Source organism: Ralstonia sp. NFACC01 (assembly GCF_900115545.1).
GTDB lineage: Bacteria > Pseudomonadota > Gammaproteobacteria > Burkholderiales > Burkholderiaceae > Ralstonia > Ralstonia mojiangensis.
The window spans coordinates 356,363-372,236 of the sequence record NZ_FOWV01000006.1; the positions used below are offsets into that span (position 1 = coordinate 356,363).

A 15,874-nucleotide genomic window follows, 5' to 3' on the forward strand; every position below is an offset into this window, starting at 1 on the left:
CGTATTTCCTATCAGGCGCCATCAAACGTGGGCGGACGCTTCTGGCGCAGGCTCGCAATACCCTCGCGCACGTCGGGGCCCGCAAAACCCATGAATTCAAGCGCCAGCGATGTATCAAAACTCGGGCCCGCCATGCGCAACCAGTTGTTCAGCGCGTACTTGGTCCAGCGGATGGCCGTCTGCGAACCCGCCGCCAAGCGCTCGGCGACTTCGAATGCGCGGTTGACGAGTTCCGATTCGGGCACGGCCAGCGAAACCAGCCCAATGTGCTCTGCCTCCTCGCCGGTCATGGACTCGCACAGCAGCAGGTAATACTTGGCCTTGGCCATGCCGCACAGCAACGGCCAGACAATCGCTGCATGGTCGCCCGCCGCCACGCCCAGGCGCGTGTGGCCATCGACGATGCGGGCATCCTTGGCAGCGATGGAAATATCGGCCAGCAATCCGGCGACCAGCCCTGCCCCCACGGCCGGGCCGTGCATGGCGCTGACAATGGGCTTGTCGCAGTTGATGACGTTGTAGACGAGGTCGCGTGCCTCGTGCCAGACGCGGGTGCGCACGTCGAAGTCTTCGGCCATCTGCTCGACGAGGTGCAGATCGCCGCCGGCTGAGAAGCCCTTGCCCTCACCGCGGATGAGTGCGACGCGCACCGAGGGCTCGGCGGATACATCGCGCCAGATCTCCGCCAGCTCGCGGTGCAGCCCAGCATCGGCAGTGGACAGCTTGCGGTTGGCCGACTGCGCCGCGCCCATCACGATTTCGAGGATGGGGCCGTGCTGGACGAGCGTCAGCGCCTGATAGCGGGCGAAGCGGGGAGCGAGCGAAGTCATGGCGTCTGAGGTAATGGATCAAGCATAGCGGATGCGATCGCGCGTGCAACGCGGGATGTGCGCCATCGTCACTTTGCGGTATCGGCCAAATGCCATTGGCCGCGGCGGATCTGCGCCATCACGCGGGCGCGCTGGTCCAGGCCCACGTGGTCTTGCGGGCTCATGTTGACCACGCCAGTGCTGGTGGGCAGATCGCGCACCTGCTCCAGTGCGTCGCGCAGCGCCTCGCGAAAGGCCGGCGTGCCCGGCTTGGCCCGCTTGAGCGCCACCGGCACCGCACGTTGCAATAGCAAGCCGATGTCGCCCGTGTAGGCGGCGAAGATCGACACGCTTCCCTTGCCGAAGGTCGCCTCGTAGCGGCGCGCAAAATCCAGTGCCTGCATCTTGGCGGGGTGGGCGTCGGGCAATTCGGCGGCGACCATCACGGGGCCGGTCGGCACGTAGGCGCCTTCGCAGTCCTTGCCGCACAGCCTGACGAAGTCGTTGTTGGAAACGCCGTGGTTGAAGTAGATCTTGCCGGTGTAGCCGCGCTCGGCCAGCGCGCGGGCCGGCAGCGCGGCGGGCGTTCCGGAGCCGCCAATCACCACGGCGTCCGGCTTGTTGGCCAGCAGATGGAGCACTTGCGCCGTCACGCTGTTGTCGGTGGGCGAAAAACGCTCGGTATCGGTAATGCGGATGTGCTTCAGATCGGCAAAGCGCTGGACCTCCGCGAGAAAGGCTTCGCCCAGTGCGTTGGCAAAACCGATGTAGGCGATGGTCTTCACACCGTGCGCTGCGGCGTGCTCGGCAATCAGCGACGCCATGTGCGAGTCCGAATGCGGCGTCTTGAAGATCCAGCGCCGCTTGGCATCCATCGGCTCGATCAACCGGGCGGATGAGGCCAGCGAGATCACGGGCGTCTTGCCTTCGGCCGCCGCGTCGATCATCGCCAGCGTATTCGGCGTCGTGGACGAGCCGACGATCACGTCCACGTTGGACTCGCTCATCAGCTTGCGCGTGTTGGTGACAGCGCGCGTGGTGTCCGACGCATCGTCAAACACGATCACGTCGACCTTCTCGCCGCCGATCTCGCGCGGCCACAGCGTGGTGGCGTTCTTCTCGGGCTGCCCCAGCGACGCCTGCGGACCGGTGGCCGACACCGTGACCCCGATGCGGATGTCCGCCAGCGCGGCAGAAGACAACAAAGCCAAACCAGCCAGTACGCCTGCGTGCCGCCACTTCGGTCGCTGCATTGCGGGTCTCCTCCCGTGGTTTGGCAAAGAGCGTAGCGGTTTTGCGTCGGTTTGGCGATGCGGAGTCGCCCAGGCTAGACAGGTTCAGGCAGCGAGCGCAGTGATGCCGGCGCGCGGCAACGCATCCTCCACCAACGCGCGCATCGACTCAAGCACGGCCGATTGCGGCATCAACCCGAAGTTGTGTAGCGCCATCACGTGATCGACGCCCATGTCGGACAGCCGCGCGAGCTTCTCGGCCACCGCGTCGGGCGTGCCGAACAACGACAGGCCGCTGGCGAGCACATCGTCGTAGGTTTGGCGGCGCGCGTAGAGGCGCGTGGCGACATACAGGTCGAACGCGTCGGCGGCCGTCGCGCGCACCGCGGCTTCGGTCGGGCCCACGTGCGCGTGCAGCGCGACGGCCACCATGCCGCGCGTGTCGGCAATGCCTGCTTCGGCCAGGCCGCGCCGGTAATCGTCCATCAAGGTGCGGATGTCATCGAAACTTTCGACCGAGGCATACGGCACGAACAGCATGCGCCGCCCCTGCCGCCCAATGTGATACGCCGCTTCGCGCCGCAGGATCGCCACGTGGATCGGCACGCGGGCCTGCACCGGCAAAACGTTGAGGCGCACGTCGCGCAGCGTGTGGAACTGGCCCGCGTGATGCACGCGCTCGCCGGAAAGCAAGCGCTCAACGAGCATCAGCGCCTCGTCAAAGCGCTCGCGCTTGATGGCGGGATCGACGTCGTAGCCTTCGAACTCGTGCTTGAGGTAGCCGGAGCCCACGCCCAGCGACAGCCGCCCGCCCGAAAGCGCATCGACCATGGCGTAGTTCTCGGCCACCGTGGCCGGATGGTGGAAAGTCAGGATCGAGATGGCCGTGCCCAGCCGCAGCCGCTGTGTCTGCGCGGCCAGATGCGACAGGAAGACCGCAGGGTTGGGGACGGCGCCGTACTCGTGAAAGTGATGCTCGGCCACCCAGAAGGTGTCGTAGCCGAGCGCTTCGGCATGACGCGCCTGGGCGATGACGTCTGCGTAGAGTTGCGGCAGACTGCGGGGCCGGTCGGGGTAGTGGTCCTGCACGGAAAAGATCGACAGCTTCATGGCGTCTCCAGGTTCGAGGTCTTTTCCAGCGCGCAGGGCCGCCGCGCCGGTTGTATCTTTTTACGTAACGCGTATCTTATAAAGCGACACCCGAGACTTCAAGATGCCCATCGACGCCCCCCTGCCCCCCGATACATCGCCGGACGAACCGCCCGCAGAAGACGCCGCGCCTGAACGCACCAGCGCCGGCATCCAGTCCGCCGAGATCGCACTGACCGTGCTTTCGGCGATGGCGCATGCCGGTGGCGCACACGCCGTCTCTGAACTGGGCCGGCAGCTCGGCATGCCGCGCGCAAAGGTTCACCGCTATCTGGTGTCGCTGGAACGCATGGGTTTTGTGGAGCAGGATCCTGCCTCGGCCCGCTACCGGCTGGGCGCACAGGCATTGCAGGTCGGGCTGTCGGCGCTGTCCGACGTGGATTTCGTCCGGGAGGGCAGCAACCTGCTGCCCAAGCTGGCCGAGCGGCTGAACGAAAGCGTGTTTCTGTCGATCTGGACCGCGCGCGGCCCCGTCATCGTGCGCTGGGAAGATAGCGGCCGCCCGGTGGCGGTCAATGTCCGGGTCGGCTCGGTCATGCCGCTGCTGAACTCGGCCACGGGCCAGGCGTGCGCCGCGTGGATGCCGGAAATCCAGATCGTCTCGCTCATCGACCGCGAACTGCGCGGCCCCGGCGCAGGCAAGGCTGGCCTGACCGACTGGCTGAACTGCCGCGCGCGCTGGCAGGCGGTGCGGCAGGAAGGCGTGGCGCGCATTGGCGGCACGTTGGTGCACGGCATCGATTCGGTGGCCGTGCCGGTGCTTGATTCACAAGGCAAGCTGGCGGGGGCGATCACGGCGCTGGGCTTGTCCAGCGTGTTCGATTCCAGCCTGGAAGGGCCCGCCGCGCGGCTGCTGCGCGAGGCCGGGCGGACGCTGTCGCTGCGCCTGGGGTATCACGGGCAGGCGCTGACAGCGGGTGCCGCGGCACCAAGGCGGGGGCGCCGTCCGAAAACGGCACCCGAATCCGCTTAAGCCTTACGCCTGCGTGCCCGGGGCAACGACTTCCTGGTCGATCGCCCCGAAAATCGACACGCCATTGGCGTCGAACATCTCGATCTTCACGGTGTCGCCATAGCGCATGTATTCGGTGACGGGTGCGCCGGATTCGAGGGTTTCCAGCATGCGTTTCTCGGCGATGCACGCGTACCCCTTGCTGCGGTCCACATTGGAAATCGTGCCTGAGCCGACGATGCTGCCCGCGCGCACGTTGCGCGTCTTGCAGATATGCGCGATCAACTGGCCGAAGTCGAACACCATGTCAGTACCGCACTCGGGCTGGCCAACCTTCTTGTTGTTCCAGCGCACCGTCATCGGCAGATGCACCTTGCGTTCGCGCCAGGCGCCGCCCAATTCATCGGGCGTGACGGCCACGGGGGAGAACGACGTAGCCGGCTTGCTCTGGAAGAAGCCGAAACCCTTGCCCAGCTCCGCCGGAATCAGGTTGCGCAGCGACACATCATTGGCCAGCATGATCAGGCGGATGCCCTCGGCAGCGGCGGCCGGCTCGGTGCCCATCGGCACGTCGCCGGTGATGACGGCCACCTCGGCCTCGAAATCGATGCCGAACGCTTCGCTGCGGCAAACGATGGGGTCATACGCGCCGGCCAAGTCATCCGAGCCGCCCTGGTACATCAGCGGGTCGGTCCAGAACTCGGGGGGCATCTCGGCACCGCGCGCCTTGCGCACCAGTTCAACGTGGTTCACATAGGCCGAGCCATCGGCCCATTGGTACGCGCGCGGCAGCGGCGCCATGCAGTTTGCGGCGTCGAACGCAAACGGGTGGCGCGCACGGCCCGCGTTGAGTTGATCGTACAGATCCTGCAACTGCGGTGCATGGAAGGCCCAGTCGTCCAGCGCGCGCTGCAGCGTACCGGCGATGTGCGTGGCGAAGTGAGCGGTCTTCAGGTCGCGCGAGACCACGGCCAGCTGACCGTCGCGCGAGCCATCCTTGAGGGTGGCGAGTTTCATGTGCGTTGTATGAAAAAAGGCTGCGCGGATGGTACACCTTGCATCGGCTAAACTGGCCCGAACCGATCCATCACCGCTCACCATGTCACCGCTGCCCGCCGACACCGATCTCGACCTGGAGTCCGATGCCGATGGCGAGCTGGATGCGCCCGCGCGCTCCGGTATCCAGTCCATCGAAGTCGGCTTCCGGCTGCTGGAAGTGCTCACGCACACCGATGGCCCAATGATGCTGCGCGATCTGGCGCGTGCCGCACCCATGAACCCCGCCAAGGCGCACCGCTATCTGGTGAGCTTTGCGCGCCTGGGGCTCGTCACGCAAACGCCCGAAGGCCGTTACGACCTGGGGCCATTCGCGCTGGAAATGGGTCTGGTGAGCCTGAACCGGCAAGACCCGATGCGCCGCGCCCGCCCCGCAGCCGCCGCATTGCGCGACGAGATCGATCACACCATCGGCCTAGCCGTGTGGGGCAACCAGGGCCCGGCCATCGTTCACTGGGAAGAAGCCAGCCATCCCGTAACAGTCAGCCTGCGCCTGGGCGACGTGATGCCGATGCTGAACTCGGCCACCGGCCGCGTGTTCGGCGCGTACTTGCCGCGCGCGCAGACGCGCTCGTTCATCCAGCGCGAACTCGACCGCATTACGGCAGCAGGGAATACCCCGAGCGCCGAGAACCCCGAACTGCCGCAAACACTCGAAGCCTACGACGCCATCTGCGCCGACGTGCGCAAGCACGGCGCTTCGCGCATCCACGGCGGCGTATTGCCGGGCATCAACGCGATGTCGCTGCCTGTGTTCGACGCCAACGGCCAATTGTGTCTTGTGCTGATCGCGTTGGGCGCACAAAGCACCTTCGACACCACCTGGAGCAGCCCGCTGGAGCGGCGCTTGCGGCTGGCCGCACAACAGCTTTCCGCCGATCTTGGATACGTTGCACCCAACGCCCCGCAGTCCTGACGAACTGAATACCGACCGCGAGCAACCCCGCAGGCGCCGCTTCTACCGGCTTGGCCGGTTCGGGCTCGTGCTGCTGGCCGTGCTCGTGCTGCACGTGATTGCCGTCGTGTGGATCGCCCGCAGCCGTCAGGTGACGTGGCCGCCGGCGCCCGAGCAGATCATCCCCGCGCTGTTGCTGCATCCCGAGCCCGTACAGCCGCCAACGCCCCCGGCTGCGCCCAAGCCCCGCCCGGCGCCGCCCCGTCCGCGTGCTCAGACCCCACCTGCTCCCGCGCCGACACCTACGTCGCCGGCGCCTGATCTGGCAAGCATGGATCCATCCGAATTCACCAGCGCTGGCGCTCAAGCCTCGGGCGATACCGGCGTGGTCAAGGATCTGAGCGGCGAAGGCCCGAGCGGACCGCCTGCCCTGCCGGGCGACGCGTTCTCGCTGCCGCCGTCGACCACGCTGCGGTACGCCACTTACGTCAACGGCGTACGCAACGAAGATGGCGTGATCCGCTGGGCCACCGATGGCAAAACTTACACGCTTGCCGTGGAAATTCCGTTGCCGCTGTTCTTCGGCACGCTCGCCTTTCGCAGCGCGGGCACCGTCGGCGCATATGGCCTGACCCCCACACGCTACGAAGAAGTGCGCGGTCGTAGACAGCCCGACGTCACCACCTTCCATTACGCGACTGAGCAGAGGCCAGCGTCCGGCGCACAAAGCGCATCGACGGTCACCTTCTCGCGCACGCCAGCCGTGTTGCCGTTGCCCGAGGGCACGCAAGACCGCTTCAGCGTCTTCCTGCAATTGACCGGACTGGCCCGCGGCGGCCCCGCGCGCATCGCCAGCCCGGGCCTTACGCTGGAATTCCCGATCGCCGATACCGACAGCGTGGAAGTGGCCCGCGTCCAGCACGTGGGCGAGGAAACCATCGACACTCCGAACGGCACGATTCGTGCACAACACTTCATACGACTGCCGCGCCGTGCAGATGACAAACGGCGTGTAGAGATCTGGCTGTCTGCCGATCACGGTTGGCTCCCAGTACGCCTGCGCCAGACCGAGCCCAACGGCATGCAATTTGATCTGGTCTACCAGTCCCAGGAAGGAGGCTGACATGGACGCCAACGCCCTCTCCAACTCCGGCACGGTGTGCGCCAACGGCATCGATATCCACTACCGCACCGACGGCGCTGATGGCTCATGGGTCTTGCTTGCGCACGCTTTAGGCGTGGACCATCAGTTGTGGAACAGCATCGCCCAACGCTTGGCCAGCCGCCACCGCGTGCTGCGCTATGACGCACGCGGCCATGGCAAGACCAGCGCGCCGCACGGCGCCTACACGTTGTTCCAATTGGCGGATGATGCGGCCGGCCTGCTTGATGCGCTGTCGATTGAACAGGCGCATTTCGTTGGTCTGTCGATGGGCGGCATGGTGGGGCAAATTCTGGGGGTACGGCACGCGCATCGGCTGCTCTCGCTCACGCTGTGCGACACGGTGTGCTACACGCCGGTGTCAGCGCACGCCATGTGGGACGAACGCATCGGCCAAGTCGAAGCGCACGGCATGAGCGGCATTGTCGAACCCACGATACAGCGCTGGCTCACCACGCCGTTTCGTGAAGCCCATCCCGACGTGGTGGAACGCATTCGCGAGCTGCTGCGCGCCACGCCACCGCACGGCTATGTCGGTGCATGTCTGGCCATCAAGGCGCTCGACACACGCAGCTCGCTTGCGCGCATCGCTTGCCCAACGCTCGTCATGACAGGTGAGCAAGACACCGGTGCGCCGGTGGAAGTAGCGCAGGCGATCGCCTCGCACATCCCCGACGCCCGTTTGAAAGTGATTCCCGACGCAGCACACCTGGCCCCTATCGAACAGGAGGAGGCCTTTCTCGCCGATCTGGATGAGTTCTTCGGGCACGCGGGATGCGGGAGCCAATGTGACACGCCATAAGGCCTGATTGCCTTGTCGATAGTTGCAAGCGCCCCGCACACGGCCCGTCGTCTACCCGCCAAATGGCGGAAGGCCAGTTGCTTCTTTCGATGCAGGAGCGGAAAGGTCTTGTTACGCGATCACAACGCACGTCACACATTTCGCCTCGCGTTCGCGAACTTTGTGACCGATCATGAAGCCCAAGGAGCAGATGGGCAGAACGGTCAGGTGACGGGAGTTGATCGGCCCTTGAAGTCGTGTTGGTGGGCCCCATCTACCCGGTGCAGCAGTAGAGCAGTCCCCACAACAGCAAGACGATTGACGCCTCGGAGGTGCACCATGCAGATGATCTACAACAGCGACAACTACTGTGTTGTTGAGTTCGGTGTAGACGGCCAACACGCCATGCTGGCAGCGGGCGGCTACGAAATCGTGGACAAGAACCTCAAACGCGAGATCTTTCTCGGCGGCGAGCTGGCCGAGCATTTCCGCGAGGATGTGAAAAAGCTGATCGCCAGCGAGCCCACCGTTGAAGAAGTCGACGACTTTCTCGGCAAATTTGACACGGTGATGACGCAGCCGGTGACGATGCACTAACGTACCGCGCGGGCAAAGCAGCCCGCCGACGGATCAACAAAAAACGCCCGGAGCATGGCGCTGCCGGGCGTTTTTTCATGTGTCGATCGACTATCGCGTCGATAGCATGCTTCTAGCATTGCTCCCACGGCAGGCCGGCATGACGCCAGCCATTGAGCGTGTTGCGATGGCGCGTGCTGTCCAGGTCTCCCTCAAAGCCATGGCGCACGACGTAGATGTCACGGAAACCCGCCTCTTCCAGCGCGTGCGCCGCAGCCGCCGAGCGATTGCCGCTCCGGCAGATCAGCACAATAGGGCGCTCGATGCCATGGCCGGTCAGTTTGCGCACGGTCGGCACAAACTCGGGGTTCACCTCCCAATGCGGGCCGTCGTTCCACGAGACATGATGGGCGCCGGCCGGATGGCCCACGAACAGGTGTTCCATTTCACTGCGGCAGTCGACAAAAAGCGCGGCGGGCGTACGCTCTAGGAAGGCGTGGGCGTCTGTAGGATCGAGCAATTGCATGGCGGGCGTCAGGGCGGACAAATGGCGTGATGTGGATTATAGGAGCGCTATTGCCCACAACAGCGGCAAGTCATTGATGCGACTGGTAAAATTCACCTTTGGCCGCAAATTCTGAATATTTGACCGGCCGCAGCACCTCGGAGTCCCTCCCCATGACCGCGCCCCTGCCCTACACCCGTGCCGCCAACCTGCCCGCGCTGCTGCGCGAGCGCATCCTGATCCTGGACGGCGCGATGGGCACCATGATCCAGCGCTACAAGCTGACGGAGGCGCAATACCGCGGCGAGCGCTTTGCCGACCACCCGATCGACGTGAAGGGCAACAACGAGCTGCTGGTGCTCACGCGCCCCGACGTCATCCGTGAAATCCACGAGCAGTACCTGGCGGCCGGCGCCGACCTGATCGAAACCAATACCTTCGGTGCGACGACCATCGCGCAGGAAGACTACAAGATGGCGGAGCTGGCTTACGAGATGAACGTCGTGGCCGCGCGCCTTGCACGCGAGGCCTGCGACAAATACAGCACGCCGGACAAACCCCGCTTCGTGGCCGGTGCCTTCGGACCGACGCCCAAGACCGCCAGCATTTCGCCCGACGTGAACGACCCGGGCGCCCGCAACGTCAGCTTCGACCTGCTGCGCGACGCGTACTACGAACAGGGCAAGGCGCTGCTCGAAGGCGGCGCGGACGTGTTCCTCGTCGAGACGATTTTTGACACGCTCAACGCCAAGGCGGCGCTGTTCGCCATCGATCAGCTGTTCGAAGACACCGGCGAGTGCGTGCCCGTGATGATCTCCGGCACCGTTACCGACGCCTCCGGCCGCATTCTCTCGGGCCAAACCGTGGAGGCCTTCTGGAACAGCCTGCGCCACGCCAAGCCGATCACCTTTGGCCTGAACTGCGCGCTGGGCGCCGCGTTGATGCGTCCGTACATTGCCGAGCTGGCGAAGATTTGCGACACGGCCGTCTCGTGCTACCCGAATGCCGGCCTGCCCAACCCGATGAGCGACACCGGCTTCGATGAAACGCCTGATGTCACGTCCAGCCTGGTTGACGAGTTTGCATCGGCCGGCCTGGTGAACCTGGTGGGCGGCTGCTGCGGCACAACGCCAGAGCACATCAAGGCGATTGCCGAGCGCGTGGCGAACCGCAAACCGCGCGCATGGCCGGGCCAGTACAAAGAAGCCGCTTGAGCTCAGCCATCGTTCCCGCCATCGACATGACCGCGCGCATCGACAGCACCATTCCCGTGCTGGCCTCGCTGGACCTGCAGGAGTCAGCCCGCTTCTATACGGAGCGGCTTGGCTTCAAGCAGGAACTGATCGCAGACGACTACCTGATCGTCAGCCGCGATGGCGCTGAGATCCATTTCTGGCTGTGCAACGAGCGCCGCATTGCCGAGCACACCTCGTGCTACCTGCGTGTGCCCAGCACGCAGGCCCTGTTTGAAGAATTCACCGCGCGCGGGCTGGAGCTCGCGCCGCCGGCGGTGCGTCCGTGGCGCATGAAAGAGCTCTACGTGATCGACCCGCACGGCAACCTGTTGAAGCTCGGCGAATACGCCGCCGCCTGACCGAACCCCGCACCATCATGACCGACCACTCCATGCGCCCCATGCGTCTTTCGGGCCTCGAACCGTTCAACATCGGCGAGGACACGCTGTTCGTCAACGTCGGCGAGCGCACCAACGTCACCGGGTCCAAGGCGTTCGCGCGCATGATCCTGAACAGCCAGTTCGACGAGGCGCTGGCCGTGGCACGCCAGCAGGTCGAAAACGGCGCGCAAGTCATCGACATCAACATGGACGAGGCGATGCTCGACTCCAAGGCGGCGATGGTTCGCTTCCTGAACCTGATCGCCTCGGAGCCCGACATTGCGCGCGTGCCGATCATGATCGACTCGTCCAAGTGGGAGGTGATCGAGGCGGGCTTGAAGTGCGTGCAGGGCAAGGCGATCGTCAACTCGATCTCGCTCAAGGAAGGCGAAGAACAGTTCGCGCACCATGCCAAGCTGATCAAGCGCTACGGCGCGGCCGCTGTGGTCATGGCTTTCGACGAACAAGGCCAGGCAGACACGTTCGAGCGCAAAACCCAGATCTGCAAGCGCAGCTACGACTTCCTGGTCAACAAGGTCGGCTTCGCGCCGGAAGACATCATCTTCGACCCGAACATCTTCGCGGTCGCTACCGGCATCGAAGAGCACAACAACTACGCCGTCGACTTCATCGAAGCGACGCGCTGGATCAAGCAGAACCTGCCGTACGCGAAGGTGAGCGGCGGCGTGTCGAACGTATCGTTCTCGTTCCGCGGCAATGACGTGGTGCGCGAAGCGATCCACACCGTGTTCCTGTACTACGCGATTCAGGCGGGCATGGACATGGGCATCGTCAACGCGGGCCAGTTAGGCGTGTATGAAAACCTCGACGCCGAGCTGCGCGACCGCGTGGAAGACGTGGTGCTCAACCGCCGCCCGGATGCGACCGATCGCCTGCTGGAAATCGCCGACCGCTACAAGGGCGGCGGCACCAAGCGCGAAGAGAACCTCGCCTGGCGCCAGGAGCCGGTGGAAAAGCGCCTGGCCCACGCGCTCGTGCATGGCATCACCGATTACGTGGTCGAAGACACAGAAGAAGTTCGCCAGAAAATCTTTGCAGCCGGCGGCCGCCCGATCCAGGTCATCGAAGGCCCATTGATGGACGGCATGAACATCGTCGGCGACCTGTTCGGCGCCGGGAAGATGTTCCTGCCGCAGGTGGTGAAATCCGCCCGCGTGATGAAGCAGGCGGTGGCGCACCTGATTCCGTTCATCGAAGAAGAGAAGCGCCAGATTGCAGCGGCCGGCGGCGACGTGCGCTCGCGCGGCAAGATCGTTATCGCCACGGTCAAGGGCGACGTGCACGACATCGGCAAGAACATCGTCACCGTCGTGCTCCAGTGCAACAACTTCGAAGTCGTGAACATGGGCGTGATGGTGCCGTGCAACGACATCCTGGCAAAGGCGAAAGTGGAAGGCGCGGACATCATCGGGCTGTCGGGTCTGATTACACCCTCGCTGGAAGAGATGGCCTACGTGGCCTCTGAGATGCAGCGCGACGAATACTTCCGCGTGAAGAAGATCCCGCTGCTGATCGGAGGCGCGACGACAAGCCGCGTGCATACGGCCGTGAAGATCGCCCCGAATTACGAAGGGCCGGTGGTCTACGTGCCGGACGCCTCGCGCTCGGTGAGCGTGGCGTCGAGCCTGCTGTCGGACGAAGGCGCCGCGCGCTACGTCGAAGAGCTGCATGCGGATTACGACCGCATCCGCACGCAGCACGCCAACAAGAAGGCCCAGCCGATGGTGTCGCTGGCTGCCGCGCGCGCCAACAAGACGAAGATCGACTGGTCGAACTACACGCCGCCCAAGCCCAAGTTCATCGGCCGCCGCGTGTTCCGCAACTACGACCTGAACGAACTCGCACAGTACATCGACTGGGGCCCGTTCTTCCAAACGTGGGACCTGGCCGGCAAATTCCCGGACATCCTCAACGACGAGATCGTGGGTGAATCGGCTCGTCGCGTGTTTTCCGACGGCAAGAGCATGCTCGCGCGGCTGATCGCCGGCCGCTGGCTCACGGCCAACGGCGTGATCGCGCTGCTGCCCGCCAACACCGTCAACGATGACGACATCGAAATCTACACCGACGAATCGCGCTCGGAAGTCGCGCTCACCTGGCGCAACATCCGCCAGCAGAGCGAGCGCCCGATCATCGACGGCGTGATGCGCCCGAACCGCTGCCTGGCCGATTTCATCGCGCCTAAGAGCACCGGCATTGCCGACTACATCGGCCTGTTTGCTGTGACGGGCGGCATCGGGGTGGAAAAGCGCGAGAAGCAGTTCGAAGCGGACAACGACGACTACAGCGCGATCATGCTCAAGGCCCTGGCCGATCGCTTTGCCGAAGCCTTTGCCGAATGCTTGCACGCCCGCGTGCGTCGCGACCTGTGGGGTTACGCGGCGGATGAAACGCTCGACAACGACGCCCTCATCCGCGAGGAATACAAGGGCATCCGCCCCGCGCCCGGCTACCCGGCCTGCCCGGAACACACCGTCAAGCGTGACATGTTCCGCGTGCTGGACGCGCAGGAGATCGGCATGAACCTCACCGAAGCGCTGGCGATGACCCCCGCTGCATCGGTATCCGGCTTCTACCTATCGCACCCGGACAGCACGTACTTCACGCTGGGCAAGATCGGCCAGGATCAAGTGGACGACATGATCGCCCGCAGCGGTGAAGAGCGCGCGTTTGTGGAGCGCGCCCTCGCGCCGAATCTCTGATTCTGTGACAAGACGTTTAAGACATGGTGTGATCCACACTGTGTCTTACGTCCACAAACCCTTATCGGCATTGGCTTTGCTGGGGTTTCAAGAGGGGCGATCCTTACATTACAAAGGCTTACACCCCCTAACAGTCGTAACCGGAAGAGCTCCATAGACTGAACCCATTCACTCAACACACACAGAGTGATGCCGCGACGAATCCTTCGCGTGGCCGTTCAGAACGAAAGGAGTCTCTTCCATGAACAAGCTGCTGATCTCCCTGTCCGCCATCGCCATCGCTGCTGCTTCGGCTTACGCCAACGCGCAAACCCCGTCGGCCGGCGCATCGCTGCAAACCAATGGCACGGCTGCCGTGGCTCCGGCGCAAGGCAATACTGGTGCAGGCCTGAAGGCCGATGTGAAGTCGGACGGCGGCGCCAAGCTGGACACCGAGTCCGCCAAGAGCCAACTGAACACCAAGGCCGAGCACGGCGCCAAGGCCGCGCACGAGCACAAGGCCAAGGCAGAAGCCGGCGTCGACAAGACCGCCGATAAGGTCGGCAAGTCGGTCAGCAAGACGGAAAAGTCGGCGGAGAAGTCGGGCAAGGCTGCCAAGGCTGAGACCACTCCTGGCCTGAGCGCCGACGCCGGCGCAAACGCCACGGCCACTACCCAGACCAAGTAACACTTCACTACGCGGGATAGCTGGGCACAGTCCGGCACATCCTAGCGACCCCGGGGCGGAACTCTTCCGCCCCGTTTTCTTTGGCCGCACGCGCTCAGGCACATGGATTGCTCATTGGCAGGCATCCACATGTTGCGACTCATGCACATTCCCGAGGTCTTTTATGGAAACGCAGACAACTCCCTCTGAGCGCGCCAGCACGAGGAGCCCCGTTTCGGCGCAACAGTCCGATACAATTGCTGTCGTATCGAACCAACAAGCGCAGCGCGCGGAGCCGGGCAGCCCGCCCAGCGCGCTCATAAGGAGCAGCATGATTCGCGTCCTGATTGCGGACGACCACGAGATCGTCCGTGCCGGCCTTCGACAGTTCCTGTCGGAAGAGCGGGACATCGAAGTCGCGGGGGAAGCGGCCAGCGGGGAAGAGGTGATGGAGCAACTCCGCACCGGCGCCTTTGACGTCGTGGTGCTCGACATTTCCATGCCCGATCGCAACGGCATCGACACCCTCAAGCTCGCTCGCCAGCGCCATCCCGATCTGCCGGTGCTAATCCTGTCGACCTTCCCGGAAGACCAGTACGCCATCAATCTGATTCGCGCGGGCGCATCGGGCTATCTGACCAAGGAAAGCGCGCCAGATGAGCTGGTGAAGGCCATTCGCACTGTGTCGCAAGGTCGTCGCTATGTGAGCCCGACGGTGGCCGAACTGCTGATTGGCGGCCTGGAAAAGCCAACCGACCAACCTCTGCACCAGACACTTTCCAAGCGCGAATTCCAGATCTTCTGCAAGTTGGCGCGTGGGCAATCGGTGTCGATCATCGCGGAAGAACTGTTCCTGAGCGTCAAGACGGTGAGCACCTACCGCACGCGGATTCTGGAAAAGATGGGCATGAAATCCAATGCCGATCTGACGTATTACGCCATCAAAAACGGCTTGGTCGAGTAGCACCCGGTTGGGCGCCAAACCGCCTCGGCGCGCCGCAAACCCAACTGGCATGTAGGACAACGCCTGATACCACCTCGGCAACCCGCTGGCTAACATCAACCCATGCTGGATCAAGCCGTCACCCTCTCCACCCGTGGCCTGCGCGTCCTCCTGATTGAGGACTCCCCCGTGCTTCGCGGCATGGTGCTGGAATACCTCAAGGCTTCCGCCTTCGTGGCGACGGTCGAATGGGCAGACACCGAAGACTTGGCGCTGGGCCTTCTCGGACAGGGCCACTACGACGTCGTGATCGTCGACCTGCAATTGCGGCAGGGCAATGGCTTCAAGGTTCTTCAAACGTTGCGCGATCAAGCGTCGCCCAGCGTACGCATCGTCTATACCAACCACGCGCAGGTGCCGACCTACCGGCAGCGCTGCTTTGAGGCAGGCGCAAACTATTTCTTCGACAAATCGCTCGAGCTGGACAAGGTGTTCGAGGTGATCGAAGAGCGCGCTGGCGTCGGCCGCCCCCGCCAGCAAGCCGCCCAGCATTTCCATCCCTGAGATTCTTCGCGCCCGCCGCGTCTGCCGTCGTGGCGCGCGCCCAACGCCATTTCTCACCCCAAGGAGCGTTCGATGAAGACCTTGTGTGCCGCATTTGCAGTCACGTGTATGTTTCTGGCCGGCTGCAACACCATGGCTGGTGCCGGCAAGGACATCCAGACCGGTGGTCAGAAGCTGGAGAACTCGGCCGACAACGCCAAGCAGAAGATGTAAGCCTTCAGCTACACCGGCATCAAAAACAGAAAGCCCCGCGATGGGGCTTTTTG

The 15,874-nt window shown here is 64.1% G+C and carries 17 protein-coding genes; 12 read left to right on the forward strand and 5 right to left on the reverse strand.

The window, feature by feature from the left end; all coding sequences use genetic code 11:
* Window positions 1–11: 11 nt before the first annotated feature.
* From BM136_RS17780 to BM136_RS17790, 3 genes are all read right to left on the reverse strand, one after another.
* Entirely contained in the window at window positions 12–830 is an 819-nt protein-coding gene (locus BM136_RS17780; RefSeq protein WP_092973582.1) for an enoyl-CoA hydratase/isomerase family protein, read from the reverse strand.
* Between the two features lie 68 nt (window positions 831–898).
* Entirely contained in the window at window positions 899–2,062 is a 1,164-nt protein-coding gene (locus BM136_RS17785; protein ID WP_092973584.1) for an ABC transporter substrate-binding protein, read from the reverse strand.
* Window positions 2,063–2,146: 84 nt separating this feature from the next.
* A complete protein-coding gene (locus tag BM136_RS17790) occupies window positions 2,147–3,151 on the reverse strand; it encodes an LLM class flavin-dependent oxidoreductase (protein ID WP_092973586.1) in 1,005 nt (334 codons plus the stop codon).
* A 103-nt stretch (window positions 3,152–3,254) separates the two neighbouring features.
* On the opposite strand from BM136_RS17790, the gene BM136_RS17795 reads away from it, so the two are divergent.
* Window positions 3,255–4,163 (forward strand): IclR family transcriptional regulator, encoded by a 909-nt coding sequence (locus BM136_RS17795; RefSeq protein WP_092973588.1) that lies wholly within the window; start codon window positions 3,255–3,257, stop codon window positions 4,161–4,163.
* Window positions 4,164–4,166: 3 nt separating this feature from the next.
* Here BM136_RS17795 and BM136_RS17800 read toward each other — a convergent pair whose 3' ends face one another.
* On the reverse strand, window positions 4,167–5,159 hold the full coding sequence (locus BM136_RS17800; RefSeq protein ID WP_092973590.1) for a fumarylacetoacetate hydrolase family protein: 993 nt from the start codon (window positions 5,157–5,159) through the stop codon (window positions 4,167–4,169).
* 82 nt (window positions 5,160–5,241) lie between these two features.
* Between BM136_RS17800 and BM136_RS17805 the strand changes: the two genes are divergently transcribed.
* The 4 genes from BM136_RS17805 (at window position 5,242) to BM136_RS17820 (ending at window position 8,633) form a co-directional block, all read left to right on the forward strand.
* Window positions 5,242–6,114: an IclR family transcriptional regulator gene (locus BM136_RS17805; RefSeq protein WP_092973592.1), complete on the forward strand. Its 873-nt coding sequence runs from the start codon at window positions 5,242–5,244 to the stop codon at window positions 6,112–6,114.
* Between the two features lie 4 nt (window positions 6,115–6,118).
* On the forward strand, window positions 6,119–7,216 hold the full coding sequence (locus BM136_RS17810; RefSeq protein ID WP_175537168.1) for a DUF3108 domain-containing protein: 1,098 nt from the start codon (window positions 6,119–6,121) through the stop codon (window positions 7,214–7,216).
* A gap of 1 nt (window position 7,217) precedes the next feature.
* A complete protein-coding gene (locus BM136_RS17815; protein ID WP_092973597.1) occupies window positions 7,218–8,057 on the forward strand; it encodes an alpha/beta fold hydrolase in 840 nt (279 codons plus the stop codon).
* 318 nt (window positions 8,058–8,375) lie between these two features.
* The gene (locus BM136_RS17820) at window positions 8,376–8,633 is read left to right on the forward strand and encodes a BTH_I0359 family protein (protein ID WP_012760982.1); all 258 of its coding nucleotides are present in this window, start codon (window positions 8,376–8,378) and stop codon (window positions 8,631–8,633) included.
* A gap of 112 nt (window positions 8,634–8,745) precedes the next feature.
* Here BM136_RS17820 and BM136_RS17825 read toward each other — a convergent pair whose 3' ends face one another.
* Window positions 8,746–9,138: a rhodanese-like domain-containing protein gene (locus BM136_RS17825; RefSeq protein WP_092973787.1), complete on the reverse strand. Its 393-nt coding sequence runs from the start codon at window positions 9,136–9,138 to the stop codon at window positions 8,746–8,748.
* Between the two features lie 152 nt (window positions 9,139–9,290).
* Here BM136_RS17825 and BM136_RS17830 point away from each other — a divergent pair, with 152 nt between their 5' ends.
* From BM136_RS17830 to BM136_RS17860, 7 genes are all read left to right on the forward strand, one after another.
* Window positions 9,291–10,331: a homocysteine S-methyltransferase family protein gene (locus BM136_RS17830; protein WP_092973599.1), complete on the forward strand. Its 1,041-nt coding sequence runs from the start codon at window positions 9,291–9,293 to the stop codon at window positions 10,329–10,331.
* A 26-nt stretch (window positions 10,332–10,357) separates the two neighbouring features.
* Window positions 10,358–10,711 (forward strand): bleomycin resistance protein, encoded by a 354-nt coding sequence (locus BM136_RS17835; protein WP_092973792.1) that lies wholly within the window; start codon window positions 10,358–10,360, stop codon window positions 10,709–10,711.
* A gap of 17 nt (window positions 10,712–10,728) precedes the next feature.
* Window positions 10,729–13,455 (forward strand): methionine synthase, encoded by a 2,727-nt coding sequence (metH, locus tag BM136_RS17840; protein WP_254775694.1) that lies wholly within the window; start codon window positions 10,729–10,731, stop codon window positions 13,453–13,455.
* Window positions 13,456–13,696: 241 nt separating this feature from the next.
* Window positions 13,697–14,122 carry a hypothetical protein gene (locus BM136_RS17845; protein ID WP_092973601.1) on the forward strand — a complete coding sequence of 142 codons (426 nt, stop codon included), beginning with the start codon at window positions 13,697–13,699 and terminating at the stop codon, window positions 14,120–14,122.
* A gap of 310 nt (window positions 14,123–14,432) precedes the next feature.
* Window positions 14,433–15,065, forward strand: coding sequence for a response regulator (locus tag BM136_RS17850; RefSeq protein ID WP_009277190.1), 633 nt, complete (start codon window positions 14,433–14,435; stop codon window positions 15,063–15,065).
* 102 nt (window positions 15,066–15,167) lie between these two features.
* Entirely contained in the window at window positions 15,168–15,608 is a 441-nt protein-coding gene (locus BM136_RS17855; RefSeq protein ID WP_092973603.1) for a response regulator, read from the forward strand.
* A gap of 72 nt (window positions 15,609–15,680) precedes the next feature.
* On the forward strand, window positions 15,681–15,821 hold the full coding sequence (locus BM136_RS17860; protein ID WP_092973605.1) for an entericidin A/B family lipoprotein: 141 nt from the start codon (window positions 15,681–15,683) through the stop codon (window positions 15,819–15,821).
* The last annotated feature ends 53 nt before the right edge of the window (window positions 15,822–15,874 follow it).